The following is a 574-nucleotide window of genomic DNA, read 5'->3' on the forward strand; positions in this document are numbered from 1 at the left end:
GTTCGCGCCGAGGTAGAGGCTCGGCGCCGCGACGAAGACCGTACCGCCGACGGCCAGGAGGGCGCCCGCCCACGAGCCCGTCACGCGCCGGCCGGTCATCCCCACCAGGACGACGAAGGCGGCCAGCATGGGCAGCGCGCCCAGGCGGAGCAGCAGGACCAGCGGCTCCACCCCGGTCACCCAGCTCACCGCGGCCAGGTGCGCGTAGACGAACCAGTGGTAGAAGAGCGGCTCGCCGGCGACCATCGGCACCGTGGGCGGCATGTGGTGCCTCAGCTCGCCGACCAGGGCCAGATGGAACGGCATGTCGACCGAGGACGACCCGAGCGCGGGCCAGACGAGGGCGTGGGTCCCGAAGAAGGAGACCGCGCTCCAGAGCAGCAGGTATGTGAAGATCGACGCGACGGACCACGACCACCACAGCGGCGCCCGCTCCCGGCGGGGCGAGGCCCTCCAGTGCCGGCGCAGCCGGGGGACGGCCAGGAAGAGCAGACAGGTGCCGATCGGCCACACCAGCACGAGCAGCGGCACGCCCACGGCACGGGCGCCGATGTAGGCGAAGACCTCGACGGCG

At 73.0% G+C, this 574-nt stretch carries 1 protein-coding gene; it reads right to left on the minus strand.

Going from position 1 to position 574, the window contains the following annotated elements:
- On the minus strand, positions 1 to 574 hold a 574-nt coding region (locus ACVCAG_RS45835; RefSeq protein ID WP_440089958.1), incomplete at both ends, for a hypothetical protein.

The organism is Streptosporangium sp. G12, from assembly GCF_052983175.1.